Here is an 18,218-nt window from a genome sequence, read left to right as displayed (position 1 = left end):
TTCAGATCCCCTCCTTGTACTGCTGGTAGATCACGACCGTGACGAGCAACCCGATGATGGCCGCGGTCACGAACGCGATTGCTGCCGCGAGCCCTCGATTGGAGTTGAACGTCATGACGACCATACACGAGAGCGAAGGGACGGTCGAACAGCCCGAGACCGAGTCGATGAGTCCGTAGACTCTCATCGCGTCGATCGTCCGAAAGAGCACGGCGATCCCGAGCGCCGGCAACACGAGTGGCAGCGTGATCATCTTGAACTGCTGCCAGCGACTTGCACCGGCGACTCTCGCGACTTCGTAGAGGTTTCGGTCGATGCTCTGGAGGCCGGCGAGGATGAGCAACGCCATGAACGCCGTCGTCTTCCAGATGTCCGCAACCGTGATAATCAACAGCGAACTCAGCGGATCGTTGAGCGTGTTCTCCTGGGCGATGATCCCCAGCGGGCCGAGGTACTCGGTGAGAAAGCCGGCGGTCGGATCGAACATGAGATAGAAGATCATCCCCTGGATGACGATCGGAATCGCCCACGGGATGATGATCGCCGCGCGGACCCAGCGCCGACCGTGGAAGTCCTGGTCGAGCACCAGCGCCTGTCCGAAGCCGATGATCGTCTCGAAGAAGACGCTCACGACGGTAAACAACAGCGTTACGACGAGCGCGCTCCGCAGGAGCCCCTCGACGTGGACGAACGGGAAGCGCCCGCTCGTACTCACGCTATCGGGAAGGAACGTCGTGGTCCCTGGCAAATCCGCGTTCGCCTCGCCGGTGAGTAACTTCACGTAGTTCTCGAGGCCGACGAACTCGGCCTCGATGAGAACGTTCGTGTACAGGGAGAGTTCGAACGTCCGCAAGAGTGGATAGAGCGCGATCGTTCCGAGAACGAGAAACACCGGTGTCAGCAGGAAGTACGCGAACCCCGTTTCGCCGAGGTTTTCCATCCACCGGACGGTTCGCACGAGCGGGCCGGACCGCCGGGATTCTCGAGCGGGTCCACTCGGTTGATTTTCGGTGCTCATCGTTAGGATTCGGTTTCCTCGAGGCTCTCCTGGAGATCGGCGGCCGCGTCTGCCGGGCTCTTCTCCCCGGCGACCGCCCGATTCACTTCCGTTGCGATGACGCCCGATTGGTTCGTCCACTCGGTCGTGGCCGGGCGAGGTATCGCGTTCTCACCAGCGACCCGGAGCGTCTCCATGTAGTCGCCGATCGGTTCGACCGCCGCTGCTTGCTCCGTCTCGAACAGGCCGGGTTTCGGCGGAATCCAGCCCCAGATCTCGAACAGGCCCAGGTTGAAGTCGTCGGCCATCGTCGTTCGCATGACCTCGAGCGCGTCCTCTTTGCGCTCGGAGTTGGGGTTGAGCACGACGTGCCAGCCGCCGAGCGCGGAGGTCGTCCCGCCGGCACCCGGTTGGGCCGCCTCGTCTTCGGAAACTGCGTAGGGCATCGGCATCGCGCCGTAATCGTCGGCGGAGACGTCGTTTTCGTCGCTTTCGATCGTATCGACGATCGCGTACGGCCAGTTTCGCTGCATGGCCGCCTCGCCGCTGGCGATCGCCTGTCGCGCGTCCTCTTCTGTCCACGACGTGATCGACGAGGTCGCGAGTTCGGTCGGATACTCCTCGAGCGTATTATCGTCGCGTTCATCCGCGACGAAGGTGTACATCATACTGAGTGCCTCGATGAACTCCGGTTCGTCGACGGTGATCGGTCGGTCGCCGACCGGGCCCAGAAGGTGTTCCTCCCCGCCGAAGTACGCGCCGCCGAAGGAGGTCATGACCTCGTTCCACGAACAGCAGGCGGTTCCCTCGTAGGTGTCGAACTGCGTGGCCAGCCCGTAAGAGGCGTCGGAGTTCGCGACGATGTCCTCGGTGACATCGGCCCACTCGGACCAGGTCATCGGCTCGGTCGCCCACTCCTCGAAATCTTCGTCGTCGTAGCCTGCTTCCCTGGCGAAATCCTTGCGATACTGCATCGTCGCGTAATCCGGAAATAGCGGCACGCCGTACAGATCACCGCTGCCCGGATCGCGTGCGGTTTCCGTGAAGGCCTCGAAGTACTCTTCGTCGATCCGATCGAGTTCCGACTGCTCGAGTTCCTCGCTGAGATTGGCGATGTCGCCGCGCTGGATGAACGTGTTGACCCAGCCGTTGTCCATCAAGAAGAGATCGGGTTGGGTCTCTTCGGCCTGCAACAGGTTCGTGTACGTATCTCGTCGCGCTCCGGTATCACTGTCACCCGGTTGGAGAGTGACGTCGATATCGTCATCGAGGCCGTTTTCGGAGAGGAGATCGATAATCTCGTCGCCGACGGCGTCCGCAGCGTCCGGGTCGAACCCCCAGACGACGCCGTCTGCCCCGCTACTCCCGCCGTAGATGCAGCCGGCGAGCCCGACCGATGCGCCGGTCACCCCTGCTGCCCCCGCCGCGTTGAGGACTGTTCGCCGCGACACGCTCGAGCCGTCCGTTTTCGTTCCCTGTGAACTGTTGTCAGGCATGAGAGACAGTCTTGACTGTGTGTATTTATAATTTTGGATTAGTTACAACGGGTGTAGTCAATAACTGTCCCTCGAGCGAAAACTCTTCTCACGCCCAGATCGCTCTCCGTCGCCGTCGAATACGTGCCCGTCTCGGTGGTGAACACGAGGAACAAAAACGACGGAACATCCACCGGATCACTCACTCACTGATCGTCCGATCAAGCCCACTGGCGTCAGTACACGTTACCCGAACAATGGTATCAACACGCGCTATTCGAGCCATGGCGTCGATACGCGTTACTCGAGCGAGCCGATCGTAATCTTGGTCGCTTCGACGTCCTCGAGCAGCGCCGACCAGCCGCCGACAGTGTAGGTTCCCCCGTCGGTCTCGAGGGTAATCGACACTTTTCCCGCGAGCTGTGAGATCGTCGCTTCCCGCTCGTCCGCCGCGTTGATTCCCGCGTAGGTGGCATCCGTGATCGTCCCCTCGAGCGTTAACTCGCGGCCCGTTTCCGTATCGAACCCGTGGACGGTCGCCTCGATCGATGCCCCGTCCTCGAGCAACGGCTCGATATCCCTGACACACTGGCGCATGTCGACGTACGTGATCGGTTCCCCATCGCGTCGCTCTGAGTACACCGACTCGTGGAACTCCCAGAGGCCCGTAAGAAAGTACCAGTGAAAGACGTAGGCGTAGGTGAGGTCGTTGACGATGATGCTGTACTGATCCGTGCTACGTCCGTGTGGGGAAAAACAGGCCCACGACCGGTCGATCAGCGCGAGGAACGGCGAGGGGAGTTTGCGGTATCGCGCTTCCGTACACGTCGTTTCGAACACCGAATCGTCCGGCAGCGACGGATCATCGTCCATCGTGGACAGACAGACTTTCACGTTGACCCCGCGCTCGTAGGCTGCCGCGAGCGCGTCAGACAGTTCGTCGAACTGCCCGATCGTCACTGCGATTTTCACCTGATCCTCTGCCGATCGAATCAGCTCGTCGGTTCGGGCGAGCACCGTATCGAGACGCTTGACGATGCTCACCTTGTGATCTTCTAAGGCCGGGCGACTCCACCGATCCTCGATTTCGTCCGCGGCGGTGTTGAACCGGTCCGCTCGCGCCCGCAGATCCGAGAGCACGTCGCTGGGGTCGTGAGCGCGTGCGTGGAGGCTATCTTGCTCGTACGTTTCGATGTAGCCGTCCTCCTCGAGGTCGCGCAAGACGTCGTAGATCCGCGCGTCGGGGACCGAACTCGCCTTCGCGATGTCGGTCGCCGAAGCCGAGCCGCGCTCGAGCAAGGTCACGAACGCGTCGGCCTGATAGGGCGACAGGCCCGCATCCTCGAGCGTGTCGGCTAACGTGTCTCTGTTCATGGTCTCTACGTACGCAATCTCGGTTTGGACACCTCAACTTGTCGGAACACGACCCCCGTTCGATGCGCTCGCAAGTCGCCCGTCGATCCGTCGCCAAAGTTGCTAACGAATTTTTACCGGGTTTCGGCCGTCTCGAGGTCGCTCCTGCTCGATCTGTGTCGAACTCGGTAGCTTTTAACCGGCGGCGAATCTAACGCTCTCGTATGGTACATCACGACTCCGTCACGGATCGCCTGGTCGAAAGCGGCGTCATCGCGGTCCTTCGGGGCATCGACGACGACCAGATCGTTCCCGTCGCTCGAGCCATCCACGACGCCGGCGTCAACGGAATCGAGGTCACCGCCGACGGCGACCGCGCCCGCGAGAAGATCGCCGCGGTCGACGAGGAACTCTCCGACACCGACGCGGTCGTCGGCGCGGGGACGGTCCTCGACGCGCCGACGGCCCAGTCTGTGATCGACGCGGGTGCAAAGTTCGTCCTCGCACCGGACGTCAACCCCGACGTCATCACGACCTGCAACCGCCACGGCGTCGTCTCGGTTCCGGGCGTCATGACGCCGACCGAAGCCGTCACGGCGGTCGAAGCCGGCGCGGATATTCTGAAGATGTTCCCGGCCACGACGGTCGGTCCGGGCCACATCAGCGCGCTTCAGGGACCGCTCGGCGATCTCCCGATCGTTCCGACCGGCGGCGTCTCGACCGACAACGTCGCCGAGTTCTTCGACGCGGGCGCACTCGCAGTCGGGGCCGGCAGCGCCATCGTCGACTACGACGCGATCGAAGCCGGCGATATGGAGCAAGTCCAGGAGACGGCCGCGGAGTTCGTCGACGCCGTCGAAGCCGCCCGATAACCGATACCACACGGGACCCGATCGATTTTCGGCACTCTCCGTGATCGTCCCCTCTCACTCGTGGTAACTAACACCACCATTTATTTTATCGGGCCGCGACTGACGCGGTGTATGCAAATTGGCGTCCACACACCGCCGCTCGCAGACGAATCGCTCGAGGATGCGCTCGCGTATCTCGACGACCTCGGCGTCGACGCGATCGAACCCGGCGTCGGCGGCTATCCCGGCGACCACCACCTCGACCGGTCGGCACACCTCGACGACGACGACCGGCAGGCGGAGGTACGGGAGCTACTCGAGACCTACGACATGGAGATCAGCGCCCTCGCGGTCCACAACAACCCGCTCCATCCAGACGAGGAAACCGGGGACCGTGCCGATATGGAACTCCGCGAAGCGATCCGTCTCGCCTCACAACTCGAGGTGAACACCGTCACCGGCTTCTCCGGGCTTCCCGCCGGCGGGCCGGACGACGAGGTGCCCAACTGGATTACCGCGCCGTGGCCCTCCGAACACGCCGACGCCCACGAGTACCAGTGGGAGGTCGCCCTCGAGTACTGGCGGGATCTCGCCGAATTTGCGGACGATCACGGCGTCGACGTGGCCATCGAGATGCACCCGAACATGCTGGTGTACGAACCCCACGGGATGGCGCGGCTTCGCGACGCGACCAACGACCGGATCGGGGCCAACTTCGATCCCTCCCATCTCTACTGGCAGGGGATCGAGATCGCGGACGCGATTCGATACCTCGGCGACCGCGACGCCATCCATCACGTGCACGCGAAAGACACGCGGATCTACGAGCAACAGGCCCGCGAGAAAGGAGTCCTCGACACGACGGCCTACGACGACGAGGAGAACCGCTCGTGGCTCTTCCGGTCGGTCGGCTACGGCCACGACGAAACCCACTGGAAGGACATCGTCTCGACGCTACGGATGGTCGGCTACGACGGCACGATGAGCATCGAACACGAGGACTCGCTGACCAGTTCGCGTGAAGGACTCGAGAAAGCGGTGTCGTTTCTCGAGCGAGCGATCTTCAGGGAGCAGCCGGGCGAAGCCTACTGGGCCGAGTAGCGGCGTATTCCGGGCCTACTGGGATCGTTTTCGGAAAACGGTGTCCGACACTTCAGCTGACGACCACCGCCAAGCTATCGAACGATCTCGGCGCTGCCTGTGCGGGGAAAACATTAATTACGTCTATTGTTAATACCGATATATGACACTCGACGTCGGCGTCCTCGGCTATCGGTTCATGGGTAAAGCCCACGCGAACGCGCTCGCACGCCTCCCGATGTTTTTCCCCGACGCGCCGGATATCGAACGGAGCGTTCTCGTCGGGCGTGACGAATCCGCGCTCTCCGACGCGGCCGACCAACTCGGGTTCGATGCAATTTCGACCGACTGGGAGGAGGTCATCGACGAGGTCGACGTCTTCTACAACCTCGGGCCGAACCACGTCCATCCCGAGCCATCGATCGCGGCGCTCGAGGCCGGAACGGCCGTCTTCTGCGAGAAACCGCTCGCGCCGACGCTCGATGAGGCCGAAGCGATGGCCGACGCCGCCCGAGACGCGGACGTTCCCGCGGGCTGTGCCTTTAACTACCGGTTCGTCCCAGCGATCCAGTACGCCAACGAACTGCTCGAGGCCGGCGAACTCGGCGAGATACGCCACGTTCGCGGTCGCTATCTACAGGATTGGCTCGTCGATGCCGACGCGCCGTGGTCCTGGCGCAACGACGAGGAGATGGCCGGTTCGGGCGCGCTGGGCGACCTCGGTGCCCACACCGTCGACCTGCTGCAGTTCCTCGTCGGCGATATCACTCGCCTGAGCGGCCACCTCCGTACGTTTGTCGACGAGCGCCCGGTGGAAGGAAGCGATGAAACCCGTCCGGTCACCGTCGACGACGCCTACTCCGCGCAAGCCGAGTTCGAGGGCGGCGCGATGGGTACGCTCGAGGCGACCCGGTACGCGACGGGACACAAGAACGATCACACGATCGAGATCGAGGGCTCGGATGGGGGGCTGCGCTTCTCGCTCGAGCGCCTGAACGAACTCGAGGTCTGTCTCGAGGGTAATCGCGGCTACGAGACAGTTCTGGTGACCGACGAGGACGATCCGTACCTCGACCACTGGTGGCCGCCGGGTCACGTCCTCGGCTGGGAACACACCTTCGTCCACGAGAACTACGAGTTCCTCTCGGCGGTCGAGGCGGGCGGGGAGTACGAACCCAGTTTCGAAGCCGGACTGTCGGCCCAGCGCGTGCTCGCAGCTATCGAAGACAGCGACGAGCGCGGCGAGTGGGTCGATCTCGAGTAAGGGAGGTTCGTAGCCGGCTCCCATCCAATTTCGCTCCGAAACGCATTACTCACCGTCGCGTGAACTGGTACTATGGCACCCGAGGTGGTCGTCGCCGGCGAGACGCTCATCGACTTTCTCCCCGAGCGATCTGGTCCGCTGACGACCGTTGAGGGGTTCGAACGCAGAGCGGGCGGCGCGCCCGCGAACGTCGCGGTCGGCCTCTCCCGTCTGGGGGAGTCGCCGCTGTTCTGGACTCGTCTCGCCCGGGATCCGTTCGGCGACTATCTCGGCGCAACGCTCGAGAGCCACGGACTCCCGGACGACCTGATCGAGCGCGACCCGGACGCGAAGACGACCCTCGCGTTCGTCACGCACGACGAGACCGGCGATCGGTCCTTCTCGTTCTACCGCGAGAACACCGCGGATACGCGATTCGAACCGGGAACCGTGACAGATTCGACGCTCGAGTCGGCGGCTTGGGTGCATGCCGGCGGCGTCGCGCTCTCGAGTGGCTCCGCTCGAGGCGCGATGGTCGACCTGCTCGACCGCGCGACCGACGCCGGCTGTACCGTCTCGTTCGATCCCAACGCGAGACTGGAACTCTGGCCGGACGTCGACACGCTCAGACGCGTTACTCGAGACGCGCTCGGTGAAGTCGACGTGTTGAAAGCGACACGAAACGAACTCGAGTTACTCGGCTTCGACGGGTCGTCCGCGGACGCGCTCGCTCGAGATGCGCTCGAGGCGGGCCCCCATACGGTCTTGCTCACGGAGGGAGCCGATGGTGCCGTCGGGGTCGCCGCTGACGACGCGCCGTGGGCGGGAACCGCGAGCCATCCCGGCTACGAGGTCGACGTCGTCGACACGACGGGTGCCGGAGATGCGTTCGTCGCCGGCGCAATCGCCGGGTTGAACGACGGGCGCGAACTCGAGGACACGCTCGCGTTCGCCAACGCCGTTGCAGCCACGACGACGACGGCGACCGGTGCGATGACGGCGCTGCCGGATCTCGAGGCCGTCGAATCGATCGTCGGTGAAACGCCTTAGTTCGACGGCTCTTGAGTTCTCGTTCGCTCGTCGTTGGCAGCCACAGAAAGTGTGGTCGTGGCGGATCTCGATTTGCCGTCATCTATATTGCGCAAAAATCACAATAATACAGAAAACTAATGTTTATCGAACTATATCCTGTACGAGAAACGTACTCTCAGCACGGTGGGATATCTTATGGGCATTTACTAATATATGTCTACCGTATATAATGGCTGATAACCCATACGAACATTCACCTAATCGGATATTTATATTCTATCTGAATATAGTATGCCTCAAATTATGGAATAATAGAAATTGCGGCACAATATTGTATTATTGGTACTATTCTTACGCTCTTTCGTTCCCACTCCATTTGGCTCGAGGCTTCGCAAGCTACGGGTGCAGATCTCCTCTTCAAAGGGGATTTTGGAACACAATATCAAACATAATCTCCTGATGGTAAGCAACATCCAAATACATATTACAATCTTCGATAATACTCTCATATGACCCTCTCTCATCTCTTCGACCCCGACGGAATCGCCGTCATCGGCGCGTCGAAAACGCCCGGCAAGCTCGGCAACGACGCCATGACGAACATCGAATCCTACGACGGCGACGTGTATCCTGTCAACCCCTCGAGTTCCGGCACCGTCTACGGCTACGAATTCGTCGACTCGGTACACGATGTCGAAGCCGACCTCGCGCTGTGTTGCGTGCCGGGTCCGGTACTCCCGGAGGTCATAGAGGAGTGTGGCGAGGCGGGCGTCGGCGCGGCGGTCATCTTCGCGGGCGGGTTCGCCGAGGTCGACGCCGATGGCGAGCGCCTAGAGCGGACGATCACTGACCTTGCCGACGAGCACGATATCACGCTGCTCGGTCCTAACACGGCCGGGTACATCCTCCCAGATCTCGATCTCTACGGCTCGTTCGTCCCCCGAATTCGGGAGGTCGAATCCGGCAACGTCGGGGTTCTCGCACAGAGCGGCGGCGTCGGCGTGACGGCGTCGTTCCAACTCGAGCGCGAAGGATACGGCGTCTCCGCGATGTTCGGGCTCGGCAACCGCGCGAACACCGGCTTCGCGGAACTGATTCCCGAATTGGATGCGGATCCGAACACCGACGCCATCGCGCTCCACATCGAGGGGACCGACGACTTCGAGGGCTTCCTCGAGGCCTGCGAGAACGCCGAGACGCCCATCGTCGCGTTCAAGGTTGGCGAATCGGACGTGAGTGATTTCGTCCAGTCTCACACCGCTGCACCCGATCAGGACAACCGACAGTACGAGCAAGCGCTGGCGACCCGCGGCGTGACGATGGTTTCCTCGCTCACGGAACTCATCGACGCGAGTCGCGCGCTCGCGGACTCGCCGGTTCCCGACGGGCAGAACGTCGGCGTCGTGACGGCCCAAGCGGGTCCCGGAATCATCGTCGCCGACGCCCTCAAACAGAAGGGCATCGAGTTCCCAGACCTCGCCGACGACACGCAGGAGACCGTCGACGACCTCCTACAAGGTATCACCTACACCGAAAACCCCGTCGACACGGGACGGCCGATGCCCGAGTTCGGCGAGGTCATCGACACGGTCGCTCGAGACGAAAACGTCGACATCGTCATCGTCTACGAGATCTACGAGGACTCGTTGGGCTACCCCGTCGAGGGACTCGAGTCGCTGACCGACGATATCGACAAACCGGTGCTTTTCACCATCGCCGGGCCGAACCACGCGCTCGAGGAAGAGCGCCGAGCGATGGAAGCCATCGGCGTTCCGACGTTCCAGTCGCCCAAACGCGGCGCTGATGCCGTGGCCGCGCTCGTCGACTCGATTTCGACGGAGCAAGAAGAGACGGATCGGTCAGTCGCGCCCTCCCCGTAGTCCGGCGTTCGAACGCGTATCGTTGACCGTGAACCTTCTCGAGAACTCACGTCCGTTTCTGCGTACGGCAGTCGGATTACCGGCACGTTCGGTTGTTGTACGTTCACCTTCGAAAACCGATCCGATGATACGTTATCCGAACCGCGAAAATCGCGTTAGGTCGTGTTAAAAGGGGTTTCGGCCGTGTTAGAAGGGGTACTCTCGAGCGTCGTGCTGGAGGGAGATCCACTTCTTCTCGGTGACCTCCGCGAGGAAGTCATCGGTGTTGTACCCGCCCATGCCCGATGCGCCCGTTCCGCTGAACGGCACGTGCGCTTCGTCGTTGATCGGCTGGTCGTTGACGTGGACCATGCCGGTTTCCATCCGTCGAGCGATCTCCATGCCGGTACCGACGTCGCCCGCGTGGACGGAGCCCGAAAGCCCGTACTCCGTACTGTTGGCCAGTTCGACCGCCTCGTCGATATCCGAGAACGGGATCACGGGTGCGATCGGACCGAAGTGCTCGAAGCAGGCGGCGGACATGTCGTTTGTCACGTCCGAGAGCACCGTCGGCGCGACGACGAGACTGTCGTCGACGCCGTCGATGTCGACCGTCTCGCCGCCGGTCTCGAGGGTCGCGCCGGCTTCGATGGTCTCCTCAACGTACTCGAGCATCTCGTCTCGCTGAGACTCGTCGATAATCGGGCCGACGATCGTGTCGGGGTCGTGAGCCGACCCGGCCGGGAGCGATTCGGCTCGGTCGGTCAGTCGCTCGACGTACTCGTCGTAGACATCTTCGTGGACGAGGTGTCGGTTGATCGAGATACAGACCTGCCCCTGGTGGACGAAGCTACCGAACGTGGCGGCGTCGATGGCCATGTCGAGGTCGGCCTCGGCGGTGACGATGTGTGCGTTGTTTCCGCCGAGTTCCATCGCGGCGACCGCGAGGTTTTCGCCGGCAGCGGCCGCGACGCCACGTCCGACCGGCGTCGAACCCGTGAACGCGACGACATCGCTTTCGGGGTGGCTTGCGACGTCGTCACCGATTTCGGAGCCGCGGCCGGTGACCACGTTGAGCACGCCGTCCGGGAAGCCGGCCTCCTCGAACAGCCGACCGAAGAGCAGTCCCCCGGCGATCGGCGTGTTGGTCGACGGCTTGAGGACGACGGTGTTTCCCGCGGCGACTGCTGGTGCGACCGCTCGCATCGACAGGTTCAGCGGGAAATTCCACGGCGAAATCACCGTGACGACTCCCTTGGGTTCGCGCTCGACGATGTTTTCCTTGCCCGGGATGTTCGAGTGTGCGTGCTCGCCTTTCATTCGCCGCGGAAGCGTCGCCGCCTCACCTACCTGATCCTCGGCGAGGTGTACGGACGTCCCACCCATGACGGCCGATCCTCCTGCTTCCTTGCTCAGCAATTCGATTATCTCGTCGCTGTGACTCTCGAGTGCCTCGAGTAGTCCCTGTACGAGCGCTTCTCGCTCGGCCGGCGGCGTCGCCGCCCATTCGTCCTGTGCGTCGGCGGCAGCCTCGTAGGCGGCGTCGACGTCTGCAGATGATCCACTGGGGACCTCAGCAATCGCCTCGCGTGTTGACGGGTCTTCGACGGTGATCGTTTCCCCGCTTGCGGCGTCGGTCCACTCCCCGTTTATATAGAGTTCCTCCCAATCCCCCTCGATACTGTATAGTGATTGACTCTGTTGAGCCATACCGAGTAATTTGTCGAGAAGGTAATCAATCTTTGGGGCGTTCGGCGTGATTATCTTCCCGAATCAAAAGCAAGCTTCGGGGTCCTTGACGATGAGAATTATCGAAGTCGGTGCGCATGTTCGTCTCAGATCGATCAGAAATCCGTGGAATCGTACCGAAACCTACATTAAATTCCAACCCTATTTAGCGCACCGTGTAACTCGATTATGCGCGGTTTGCACACAGTATCGCCGATATCGTTCTTCCCTATTCCATTTGCACGCGGTAAGTGACCTGATACCCGTGAGATTCCATGTTCGCCAGGCTATCGTTCTATTATATCTAGTACAAACAAACGTTTGTAACAACTGTTTCAAACTAGCTGTATCGCACATCTTGTTTTTCTACAGGCAGAGCAGGTCGAGACGGTTCACGCTATGACGGTCTCGACACCGGTCTCCGAATCACCTCGAGGTGACCGCAACCGTCCTGGTTTCGGTAAGTATGCCCATAGAAACACCGAGAAAATCATCGTGTTGCCCCGTTCTCTGTGAGCGAACCACCCTTTCACTTCCAGTAGATGCGCCAGCACCACGTGTCGGCTTTCTCTACCCCATCTAATTACAGTCTTATGTTTGTAATGTATGGCCGTCTATCGATCAAATACCGTTTCCTGACAACGAACGTCCTGTATCGATCGGTCGGTATCGACTCGGAATACTCACCTCTAGTAGCCACTGGCATTCTCGGCTACAAGCGTCCACAAATGGGATGTTTTATAACGCCATGCGTGGACTTGTAGGTATGCACTTCGTCCGATACGATAGCGACCGACTCGGAGTACTCACTGACGACCAGACCGGCATCGTCGACCTGACCGACCGGCTCGGCCTCGAGTCCGAGGACCCGCTGATCGAATACATCGAAGGCGATTACGATGCGATCCAGTACGCGGACGAGGATGCTGACCACGCCGTCGAGGACGTACACGTCGAATCGCCGGTCGAGCACCCGAAGAAAGTCATCGCCGCGCCGCTGAACTACGAAAACCACATCGAGGAGGCCATCAGCGACAAGGATATCACCACCGACGAGTGGTTCTCGATCGAAGACAAGGGCTACTTCCTCAAAGCTCCCTCGAGCATCGCCGGTCCCGACGACGGCATCGAGCTGCCGTTCTCGGACCGCCGCGTCGACCACGAAATCGAACTGGCGTTCATCATGGGCTCGGACGTGAAAGACGTCGACGCCGACGAGGCGTGGGACCACATCTTCGGGTACACGATCTTGCTCGATATCTCCGTTCGCGGCGATCAGGATCGCTCGAATCGGAAGTCCTACGACACGTTCACCATCATCGGCCCGTGCGTCGCGACGCCGGACGAGGTTGCAGAGCCACAGAACCTCGACATGGAACTCCAGCTCAACGGCGAGACCCGCCAGGACGACAACACCAACGACATGGTCTACACGTGCGCGGACATCGTCGAATACGCCTCCCTCGGCGCGACGATCTCGGCGGGCGACGTCATCACGACCGGGACGCCCGAAGGCGTGAGTTCGCTCGCGGACGGCGACACGATCGACGCCGAAATCGAGAACGTCGGATCGATGACCGTCGACGTGACCGAACGCGACGCTCGCTTCGCCGACGTCAACGTCGAGAAGGGCGGCCAGTAATCGAGGACGAGACGGGACGGTCTCGAGTCGTTTTCGAACCGCTTTTCGCCCGCTTTCGAACGCTTCGTTTCGCGATACTCCGATGGGCAATACTCTTATGGACTGGTTCCGTTACTGTTACCCATGGCAGAGTTCGAGAACCCGTACGCCGAAAACGATCCGTTCGTCGAAGCGCACTTCGATTGTCTGGACTGTGGCGGCAAACTCTGGGAGTACGCGATCCAGCGACAGATGGTCTGTGAGGACTGTCGCGAGGTGTTCCCCACTCAGGACGTGTTCGACGAACAGGTTGCCGCCGACTCCTGATGGGGGCGGTTGACCGTTTTGTCCGATAGTCGACCACTCGAGTAGCGCCGATTACGCCGTCCGAAACTGTGTGTTAGCGATGGTAATCTCTCCGATCGAACGCCCATGACGGCGCTGTCCCGGCGTTTTCGTTCGGGGCTCCAACACACTTATGGTGATACTTGTGCAACACGCTAGTATGGCACAGCAAGAGCCCGAAGAACAAGTAGAGCTAAGCTCCAGCACTCGGAGTCATCTCGAGGCACAGAACCTTCGGCCACTCTGGGAGGTCGAAGATACGATGGGCAACGTATACGACGATCTCGAGCCGGACATCTGGAAGTGGGAAGACATCCAGACCGCGATCGACAACATCGAGAACGACATTCCGATCGACGACCTGCCGCCGGGGTTCCAGCGACGCGTGACGGTCCCGATCAACACCGGGATGGAAAATGCGATTTCGAACACGATTTACGTCGGCGTCCAGACGGTTTCGCCGGGCGAAAACGCCCCCGCACACCGCCACGGTGCGAACGCGTTGCGGTTTACGATCGACGGGCACGAGGAGATGAAGACGGTCGTCGCGGGCGAGGAGTTCCCGATGCACGACAACGACCTGATCACGACGCCACAGTGGGAGTGGCACGACCACGTCAACGACTCCGACGAAACCGCGACGTGGCTCGACGTGCTCGATCTGCCGTTGATTCTCGATTCGCTGAACTCCACGAACGTCTTCGAAAATCACGAACTCGACCGTCAGCCGGTCACCAAGACGCAGGGGTACTGGGATTCTCAGTACGGTCGGGCTCGTCCCGCCGACGAGGCGAAAGATAGCTCCATCCCGGGGCCGTTCGAGGGCAACCGAGAGCCGACGCCGCCGTATCGGTTCAAGTGGCGCGAGACCGACGAAACGTTGCGCCAACGGGCTGATAACGACACGCCCGACCCGTACGACGGATACAGCATGGCGTATGTCAACCCGAACACGGGCTCGCCGCCGCTGTTTCCGACGATGTCGTTCCGCTCGCAACTGCTCAACGAGGGGCCGACGGACGCTCACTTCCACAACGCGACGGAGGTCTTCTTCGTCATCGAGGGCGAGGGCGCGACTCACGTCGACGGCGAAGCCCTCGAGTGGGGCGAACGCGACATCTTCGTCGTCCCGCCGGGAACGCCACACCACCACGAACCGGACGACGAAGCGATCCTGCTCGGCATGTCGGATCGGCCGGTGTACGAGGCGTTCAACTTCTACACTGAAGCCGAGGCCTGAACCGCTCGAGTCGTTTTCTCGCCGCTCGGCTGTGTTTTCGACACGCCGTTTCGAACTGGTCGTTCCGAAATTTCCGTAGTAACCGCTACCGTCTGAGCCCCGGTTCGGTCAATCGCTCCGGGCGTCAGGCGACAACGCGATGAGCGCATCGAGCGCGAGTGCGTCGTCAGATCGCGCGAGAAGCGGGTTGACCTCCACTTCCGAGACCGCAGGCTCCTCGACGAGGAACTCGCCGACGGTCTGTATCGCGTCCGCGATTGCCTCCCGGTCGACGGCCGGTTCGCCGCGATAGCCATCCAGCAGGTCCGATGTCTCGAGTTCGTAGGTCATCGCCAGGGCTTCTTCGCTCGTCACCGGCGCGAGTCGGTGGCTCGTATCCTGCAGGACTTCGACGGCGACCCCGCCCAGTCCGACCAGGACGGTCGGGCCGAACGACGGATCTCGCGTTCCGCCGACGATGACCTCGATGCCGTCGTCGACCTCGAGTGCTGACTCGACCCGGACTGCGGCGTCTATCCCTTGCTCCTCGGCCGTCTCGAGAATCTCGCGTGCGGCGTCGGCGACCGCCTCGTCGTCTCGGAGGCCGAGGGCGACGCCGATACCGTCGCCCCAGTCGCTTTTGTGCTGGACGCTCGGTGATTCGATTTTCACGACGACGGGATATCCGAGTCGGCCTGCGGCGTCGACTGCCGCCTCTGGTGTCTGGGCGGTCTCGCCATCTGGCACGGAGACACCGCGTGCCGAAAGCACCTCCTTCGCTTCCGATTCGGTGAGCGCCGTTCGTCCCGCTACCGTCGCCGCTTCGAGCGGATCACTCATCGTCGCTCACCTCGCCTGCCCCCGCTGCCGGCTTCGGATTGCGCCTCGCGTACTGGACGAGCGCCGTGGCCGCGTCAGCCCCCCGTTCCGGCGTCGTGTAGGTCGGAATTCCACACTCGCTCATCGCCTCGAGTTCCGGCTCGAGCGCGCTTCGTGCCCCACCGGTTGCGAACACGATCGGTTTGCCGGTCGCTTCCGGAAGTCCCTCGAGGGTCTCCGTCGGGAAACCGAGCCCTTCCTCGAACAGTTCGTAGACCAGCACGATATCGACGTTTTCGTCGCGGGCCACCGCCTCGACGACCTCGCCGAACTCGGGCATCGGGCGACCCGTATCGACGGGATTTTCCGAGAAGGTAATCCCGGGGAGAATGTCTTCGACGACCGTCTGCGTCTCCTCGGACAGGGAGGGCAGCGTCGCCCCCGCGGCTTTCAATCGGTCCGTAATCGCGATTCCCGGCCCCGCTTGGGCCGTCACGACGCCGACGTTCGGCCCAGATGGCCGAGGACAATCGGCGAGTGCCGTCCCGGCGTCGACGAGTTCGGCGACCGACCGCACCGTCGGAACGCCGTACTGTGCGAACCCCGCCTCGTACAGTTTGTGATCGCCGGTGAGCGATCCGGTATGGGACTCGGCGAAGTCGCCGACGTCTTGCTCGCCCACGTTGTAGGCGACGACGGGTGTCGACGCCGACCGACAGGTCTCGAGGAGGCCTCGAGCGTCGTCGGTCCCCTCGACGTGTAACACGATGGCGTCGGTCCCGTCGTCTCCGTCGAAGTATTCGACAACCTCCTGAAAGCCGACGTTCGCGGCGTTGCCGAGCCCGACCATCGCGGATACTCCCCAGCCTTCGTTTTCCGCTTGGAACGCCGTGGCAAAGGCGATACCGCCGCTCTGGGCGACGATTGCGACGTTCCCGGCCGGAATGTCTTCAGTTCCAGTCGCGAACGTTGCGTGTAGATTCTCGCCCGGTCGCAAGAATCCGCTCGTGTTCGGGCCGAGGAGATGTACGTCGCCGTCGTCTGCGGCCTCGACGAGTCGATTCTGTAGTTGCTCGCCGTCCTCGCCGGCCTCCGCGAATCCACCGGAGAAGATGACCGCCGCGCCGATACCGGCCTCGCCACACTCGTCGATGACGTCCGGAACGACCGGGCCCGGGACGCAGGATAAGACGAGATCAACGTCGTCGTCTATCTCCGTGACCGATGGAACGAACTCGCGGTCGAACACGGTTCCGGAGCCAGACGGGTTGACCGGGTACACTGGCGCGTCGTAGGTGACGGCGTTTTGCATCGCTTCGTACCCGATCTTCCCCACCGTTGCGGAGGCACCGACGACGGCGATGCCGTCGGGATCGAACAAGCTATCTAAGGCCATAAACTGATTTGTAGAGGCCGTAGCATAGTATTTTTCATCAAATTTCGAATCACTACTCCATCACCGAAACTGATACGTCTCGAGCGGGGACTGACACACTACTAGGTTCACCCAATGTAGGGTGTTCCTGGTAGATAATATCATATATAATTTTATATTATTTGCATGTCTTTTCCCCGGATACAGTGGTGTCAGCTTGCGATACTTGATTTACTCTTTTCCGGTCATTCGGATTTACAGTCGATAATTTATCATTCATCTTCTCCCGAAGATCGGGTCGCGTTTCGTGGTCGGCCGACGACGTGCAGTGATACGGTGGACGTTAGCCGACAGTAGCGAGGGGACGACGAGTCACCGTGCGAGCGGCCGTACCCCGGCGGTGCATGACCAACTTTCATTAGAGCGCCCGATCAACCACCTGTCAATGACTACAGGGGGTTCAGACAGCCAATCGGTCAAATCGGACGAGACGCTGTTCGCTATCGTCGAAGCCATCAAGGAGCGAGAACGCGCCGGCGTTACGGAAATCGCTCGGTCGGTAGACCTCGCGAAAAGCACCGTCCACAAGCACCTCACAGCGCTCGAGCAACACGGATACGTCGTCAACGAGAACGGCACGTACCGGCTCGGATTACAGTTTTTCAGCGACGGCATCGACGTGCGAAACCAGTACGACGTGTTTCACGCCGCCAAAAACCGCGTCGACATGCTCGCCTCGGAAACCTCAGAGGCGGTGTGGCTGGTCGTCCACGAGAACGGTCGGCTCATGTTCCTCCACGGATCGGTGAACAACAATACGTTCAACAGTCATGCCGTGGTCGGTCAGTGGAAACATCTTCACTCCACGTCCGGTGGGAAAGCGATTCTGGCGCATTTACCCGAGGATGTCGTCCACGAACTCACCGTCGAACGCGACCTTCCGAGCCACACCGAAAACACGATTACGGACCGCGAGGAGCTCGAGGCGACCCTCGAGGAGATCCGCGAAACCGGTATCGCGTGGAACAAGAAAGAGGATTTCAAAGGCGTCCACGCGATCGCCGCGCCCATTATTCTCGACGGAACCCCGATCGGAGCGATCACGATCGCCGGCGCGGCGAGCCGACTGACCGAGGAGTACTGTGCGACTCACCTTCGGGATCCCCTGTTGGAAGCGGTCAACGACGTCGAACTTCGACTCGCGTACGATTAACGACAACC

The 18,218-nt window shown here is 61.4% G+C and carries 15 protein-coding genes; 9 read left to right on the top strand and 6 right to left on the bottom strand.

Annotated elements, in window-relative coordinates; translation table 11 throughout:
* Position 1: 1 nt before the first annotated feature.
* The 3 genes from HALLA_RS15980 to HALLA_RS15970 form a co-directional block, all read right to left on the bottom strand.
* A complete protein-coding gene (locus tag HALLA_RS15980; RefSeq protein WP_049954479.1) occupies positions 2 to 1,018 on the bottom strand; it encodes a carbohydrate ABC transporter permease in 1,017 nt (338 codons plus the stop codon).
* A gap of 2 nt (positions 1,019 to 1,020) precedes the next feature.
* Positions 1,021 to 2,493 (bottom strand): extracellular solute-binding protein, encoded by a 1,473-nt coding sequence (locus HALLA_RS15975; RefSeq protein ID WP_049954478.1) that lies wholly within the window; start codon positions 2,491 to 2,493, stop codon positions 1,021 to 1,023.
* Positions 2,494 to 2,772: 279 nt separating this feature from the next.
* Positions 2,773 to 3,846 carry a TrmB family transcriptional regulator gene (locus HALLA_RS15970; RefSeq protein WP_049954477.1) on the bottom strand — a complete coding sequence of 358 codons (1,074 nt, stop codon included), beginning with the start codon at positions 3,844 to 3,846 and terminating at the stop codon, positions 2,773 to 2,775.
* A gap of 203 nt (positions 3,847 to 4,049) precedes the next feature.
* Here HALLA_RS15970 and HALLA_RS15965 point away from each other — a divergent pair, with 203 nt between their 5' ends.
* The 5 genes from HALLA_RS15965 (at position 4,050) to HALLA_RS15945 (ending at position 9,911) form a co-directional block, all read left to right on the top strand.
* On the top strand, positions 4,050 to 4,697 hold the full coding sequence (locus HALLA_RS15965) for a bifunctional 4-hydroxy-2-oxoglutarate aldolase/2-dehydro-3-deoxy-phosphogluconate aldolase (RefSeq protein WP_049954476.1): 648 nt from the start codon (positions 4,050 to 4,052) through the stop codon (positions 4,695 to 4,697).
* 111 nt (positions 4,698 to 4,808) lie between these two features.
* Positions 4,809 to 5,777, top strand: a complete 969-nt coding sequence (locus HALLA_RS15960; protein WP_049954475.1) for a sugar phosphate isomerase/epimerase family protein — start codon at positions 4,809 to 4,811, stop codon at positions 5,775 to 5,777.
* Positions 5,778 to 5,919: 142 nt separating this feature from the next.
* The gene (locus HALLA_RS15955) at positions 5,920 to 7,020 is read left to right on the top strand and encodes a Gfo/Idh/MocA family protein (RefSeq protein ID WP_049954474.1); all 1,101 of its coding nucleotides are present in this window, start codon (positions 5,920 to 5,922) and stop codon (positions 7,018 to 7,020) included.
* A gap of 72 nt (positions 7,021 to 7,092) precedes the next feature.
* A complete protein-coding gene (locus HALLA_RS15950; protein WP_049954473.1) occupies positions 7,093 to 8,049 on the top strand; it encodes a carbohydrate kinase family protein in 957 nt (318 codons plus the stop codon).
* Between the two features lie 491 nt (positions 8,050 to 8,540).
* Positions 8,541 to 9,911, top strand: coding sequence for a CoA-binding protein (locus HALLA_RS15945; RefSeq protein WP_049954472.1), 1,371 nt, complete (start codon positions 8,541 to 8,543; stop codon positions 9,909 to 9,911).
* Positions 9,912 to 10,097: 186 nt separating this feature from the next.
* Here the strand turns inward: HALLA_RS15945 and HALLA_RS15940 are convergent, their stop codons facing one another.
* On the bottom strand, positions 10,098 to 11,600 hold the full coding sequence (locus HALLA_RS15940; protein WP_049954471.1) for an aldehyde dehydrogenase family protein: 1,503 nt from the start codon (positions 11,598 to 11,600) through the stop codon (positions 10,098 to 10,100).
* A 784-nt stretch (positions 11,601 to 12,384) separates the two neighbouring features.
* Here HALLA_RS15940 and HALLA_RS15935 point away from each other — a divergent pair.
* The 3 genes from HALLA_RS15935 to HALLA_RS15925 all read left to right on the top strand — a co-directional run bounded on the left by HALLA_RS15935 (position 12,385) and on the right by HALLA_RS15925 (position 14,824).
* Positions 12,385 to 13,260 carry a fumarylacetoacetate hydrolase family protein gene (locus tag HALLA_RS15935; protein WP_049954470.1) on the top strand — a complete coding sequence of 292 codons (876 nt, stop codon included), beginning with the start codon at positions 12,385 to 12,387 and terminating at the stop codon, positions 13,258 to 13,260.
* Between the two features lie 123 nt (positions 13,261 to 13,383).
* Positions 13,384 to 13,566, top strand: coding sequence for a hypothetical protein (locus HALLA_RS15930; RefSeq protein WP_049954469.1), 183 nt, complete (start codon positions 13,384 to 13,386; stop codon positions 13,564 to 13,566).
* A 178-nt stretch (positions 13,567 to 13,744) separates the two neighbouring features.
* Entirely contained in the window at positions 13,745 to 14,824 is a 1,080-nt protein-coding gene (locus HALLA_RS15925; protein WP_049954468.1) for a cupin domain-containing protein, read from the top strand.
* 108 nt (positions 14,825 to 14,932) lie between these two features.
* On the opposite strand, the gene HALLA_RS15920 is transcribed toward HALLA_RS15925, so the two are convergent.
* Both HALLA_RS15920 and HALLA_RS15915 read right to left on the bottom strand, forming a co-directional pair.
* Positions 14,933 to 15,643, bottom strand: a complete 711-nt coding sequence (locus HALLA_RS15920) for an acetate--CoA ligase family protein (protein ID WP_049954467.1) — start codon at positions 15,641 to 15,643, stop codon at positions 14,933 to 14,935.
* A complete protein-coding gene (locus HALLA_RS15915) occupies positions 15,636 to 17,018 on the bottom strand; it encodes a CoA-binding protein (RefSeq protein ID WP_049954466.1) in 1,383 nt (460 codons plus the stop codon). Before HALLA_RS15915 ends, HALLA_RS15920 begins: the two co-directional genes overlap by 8 nt.
* Before the next feature lie 424 nt (positions 17,019 to 17,442).
* Between HALLA_RS15915 and HALLA_RS15910 the strand changes: the two genes are divergently transcribed.
* Positions 17,443 to 18,210 carry an IclR family transcriptional regulator gene (locus tag HALLA_RS15910; protein ID WP_049954465.1) on the top strand — a complete coding sequence of 256 codons (768 nt, stop codon included), beginning with the start codon at positions 17,443 to 17,445 and terminating at the stop codon, positions 18,208 to 18,210.
* Positions 18,211 to 18,218: the final 8 nt, after the last annotated feature.

It is taken from the genome of Halostagnicola larsenii XH-48 (assembly GCF_000517625.1).
Lineage (GTDB): Archaea > Halobacteriota > Halobacteria > Halobacteriales > Natrialbaceae > Halostagnicola > Halostagnicola larsenii.
Note: the sequence above shows the minus strand (reverse complement) of the source record. Positions and strands in the feature narration are given on the sequence as shown.